Raw genomic sequence first — 3273 nt, 5'->3', positions numbered from 1 at the left:
CAAGCAGCGTCATCAGGATGACCTCGCCCGACATCTGCCAGCCGACATCGGTCAGCGTTGCAAACTGGAAGACGAGTGCCTTCATGCCGCCTGCAAGGCCCGCAAGGCCCGCCGACATGACGAACGCGGCCAGCTTGTACTGATTGACGGAATAGCCCAGCGATATGGCGCGGCTTTCGTTCTCGCGCACCGATTTCAGGATCATGCCGAAGGGCGAGTTGGTGATGCGCCAGATGGCGAAGACCCCAAGCACGAACACGGCCAGCACGAAGTAATACATGTTCATCTGGTTGTTGAGATCGATGAAGCCGAACAGATATCCGCGCGGCACGCCCTGCAAGCCGTCCTCGCCATGGGTGAAGGCCGCCTGCAGGCAGAAGAAGAAGAACATCTGCGACAGCGCAAGCGTGATCATGGTCGAATAGATGCCCTGACGGCGAATGGCCAGATAGCCGATGACAAGGCCAAGCGCTGCGGCGGCGAGAACGCCGAGGATCAGCCCCACTTCCGGCGTCACGCCCCATTCCTTCACCGTATGCGCGGTGATATAGGCAGCGCCCCCGAAGAAGGCCGCATGGCCGAACGAGAGAATGCCGGTGTAGCCAAGCAGAAGATTGAAGGCAGAGGCAAACAGCGCAAAGCACAGCATCTTCATCAGGAAGATCGGATAGACCACGAAGGGTGCTGCGGCCAGTGCGAGAATGGCGATGACGAGAATGACCGCCGACAGGCTGTTGATCGCAGGCTTGCGGGATGAAGCAGCACCATGGCTTGCAGCCGTTGCTTTAAGAGCGGTATCAGCCATATCAGGCCTCCTTCCCGAACAGTCCGGCGGGTCGCACCAGAAGGACGATAGCCATGATAACGAAGATGACGATGCTGGAGGCTTCCGGATAGAAGACCTTGGTGAGCCCTTCGGCCAGGCCCAGCACATAGCCGGTGATGATGGCGCCGAGGATCGACCCCATGCCGCCGACAACCACCACGGCAAAGACCACGATGATGATGTTCGAGCCCATCAGCGGGCTGACCTGATAGATCGGGGCCGCCATGATGCCGGCAACGCCTGCAAGGCCCGCACCCAGCGCATAGGTGAAGGTGAGAAGCAGCGGCACATTGATGCCGAAGGCTTTGACCAGTGTCGGGTTTTCGGTGGCGGCGCGCAAATAAGCGCCAAGCTTGGTCTTTTCGATCAGAAGCCAGGTGCCAAGGCAGATGATCAGCGAGGCCACGACCACCCAGGCGCGATAGTTCGGCAGGAACATGAAGCCGAGATTATGCCCGCCAGCAAGCGACGGCGGCACCGCATAGGGCTGTCCAGCCGCGCCGTAATAATAGCGGAACGTGCCTTCGATCACGAGCGCCAGGCCGAAGGTGAAGAGCAGGCCATAGAGCGGATCGAGATTATAAAGCCGTGACAGCGCCACGCGCTCGACGATCGCCCCGCCGAGGCCGACGATGATCGGAGCCAGAACAAGCGCTGGCCAATAGCCGATGCCAAGCCAGCTCAACAGCAGATAGCCGACAAAAGCGCCCAGCATATATTGTGCGCCATGGGCAAAATTGATGATGCGCAACAGCCCGAAGATGATGGCAAGGCCAAGGCTCAGCATGGCGTAGAACGAGCCATTGATGAGACCAACCAGCAACTGCCCGAGAAGCGCTTGCAGGGGAATACCGAAGATCATTGTCATGTCAGACTCCCAAGGCTTCGTTCAGGGCTGCCATGCGGTCGGGCAGCTCGGCGGTCGGGAAGGTCTCCGTCACCACGCCATGATCCATGAGATAGAAGCGGTCTGCGACCTTGGCGGCAAAGCGGAAGTTCTGCTCGACCAGAAGGATGGTCATGCCGCGCTTCTTCAGTTCCACCAGCACATCGCCGATGCGCTGCACGATGACAGGCGCCAGACCTTCGGTCGGCTCGTCCAGCAGCAGCACCTTCACGCCGGTGCGCAGGATGCGCGCAATGGCCAGCATCTGCTGCTCGCCGCCCGACAGTTTGGTGCCTGGGCTGTTGCGCCGTTCATGCAGGTTCGGGAAAAGCGCGTAAATCTCATCAAGCGACATCAGGCTCTGCTCGCCTTTGGCCACAACCGGCGGCAGCAGCAGGTTCTCATGCACGCTGAGCGTGGCGAAGATGCCGCGTTCTTCCGGCACGAAGCCCAGACCCGCATGGGCAATGCGGTGCAAGGGCACGCGCATGATATCCCGGCCGTCCAGCGTGATCGTGCCGGTGCGCTTGCGGATGATGCCCATGATGGCGCGCAGGGTCGTGGTCTTGCCGACGCCGTTGCGGCCCAGAAGCGTGATGGTTTCGCCCGGCCAGATGTCGAGATCGACGCCATGCAGGGCATGGCTTTCGCCATACCAGGCATTCAGTCCGCGCACGGACAGGAGCGGTTGGCCTTTATTCATGTTCGGTTCCCATATAGGCGGTGCGCACGCGCTCGTCCTTCGAGACGTCGGCGTAGCTGCCGGAGGCGAGGATCTCGCCGCGTTGCAGCACCGTGACATGGTGGGCGATATCGGCCACCACCTTGAGATTGTGTTCCACCATCAAAACGGCGCGATCCTTCGCGACATCGGCAATGAGGGCGGCGATGGTGTGGACGTCTTCATGGCCCATGCCGGCCATCGGTTCGTCAAGCAGCAGCACTTTCGGATCGAGCGCCAGTGTGGTGGCGATTTCCAGCGCGCGCTTGCGGCCATAGGATAAATCCGCAGCCAGTGCATGACGGGCATCGGCAAGGCCGACGCGTTCCAGAAGTTCGATTGCCTGTGCGTCCAGCCGATCCAGCGCCGAGAGCGCACGCCAGAATTGCGTGGCAAGGCCGTTCGGGCGCTGCAACGCCACCTTGACGTTTTCCAATACGGTCAGATGCGGGAAGGTTGCCGAAATCTGGAACGAGCGCACCAGTCCCATCCGCGCCACTTTGGCCGGATCGGTTTTGGTGATCGTTTCGCCCAGAAGCGTGATCTCGCCGCTTGTCGGCTGCAAAAACTTGGTCAGGAGATTGAACACCGTCGTCTTGCCAGCCCCGTTCGGGCCGATCAGCGCATGAACACGGGCATGTTCCACATCAAGATCGACATTCTTCACCGCGTAAAAGCCGCCAAACGACTTGCCCAGTCCCCGCGCCGACAAAACACTGCCCGCAGAACCCTGCCGTGAATTATCCGAACCCGACGGCCCTGCCTCACGCAGAGCCGCATCTCTCACAGTCGAAGCTTCCATCCAATCAGCCTCTTACTGCTTTACCAACGGACAGCCGC

The 3273-nt window shown here is 60.6% G+C and carries 4 protein-coding genes; all 4 read right to left on the bottom strand.

Annotated elements, in window-relative coordinates:
- On the bottom strand, nt 1-805 hold an 805-nt coding region (locus FGI60_RS26100), incomplete at its 3' end, for a branched-chain amino acid ABC transporter permease (RefSeq protein WP_138787571.1).
- Between the two features lies 1 nt (nt 806).
- On the bottom strand, nt 807-1694 hold the full coding sequence (locus FGI60_RS26095; protein ID WP_078341355.1) for a branched-chain amino acid ABC transporter permease: 888 nt from the start codon (nt 1692-1694) through the stop codon (nt 807-809).
- Between the two features lies 1 nt (nt 1695).
- Complete coding sequence (locus FGI60_RS26090) at nt 1696-2415, bottom strand: ABC transporter ATP-binding protein (RefSeq protein ID WP_138787570.1); 720 nt, start codon at nt 2413-2415, stop codon at nt 1696-1698.
- Nucleotides 2408-3235: an ABC transporter ATP-binding protein gene (locus FGI60_RS26085; protein ID WP_138787569.1), complete on the bottom strand. Its 828-nt coding sequence runs from the start codon at nt 3233-3235 to the stop codon at nt 2408-2410. Before FGI60_RS26085 ends, FGI60_RS26090 begins: the two co-directional genes overlap by 8 nt.
- Nucleotides 3236-3273: the final 38 nt, after the last annotated feature.

The organism is Brucella haematophila (assembly GCF_005938105.1).
Classification (GTDB): domain Bacteria; phylum Pseudomonadota; class Alphaproteobacteria; order Rhizobiales; family Rhizobiaceae; genus Brucella; species Brucella haematophila.
This window is presented reverse-complemented; position numbering and strand designations above follow the sequence as displayed.

Coding starts and splice junctions, on each gene's coding strand:
- FGI60_RS26095 (WP_078341355.1), bottom strand. CDS start 1,694: ATGACAATGATCTTCGGTATTCCCCTGCAAGCGCTTCTCGGGCAGTTG.
- FGI60_RS26090 (WP_138787570.1), bottom strand. CDS start 2,415: ATGAATAAAGGCCAACCGCTCCTGTCCGTGCGCGGACTGAATGCCTGG.
- FGI60_RS26085 (WP_138787569.1), bottom strand. CDS start 3,235: ATGGAAGCTTCGACTGTGAGAGATGCGGCTCTGCGTGAGGCAGGGCCG.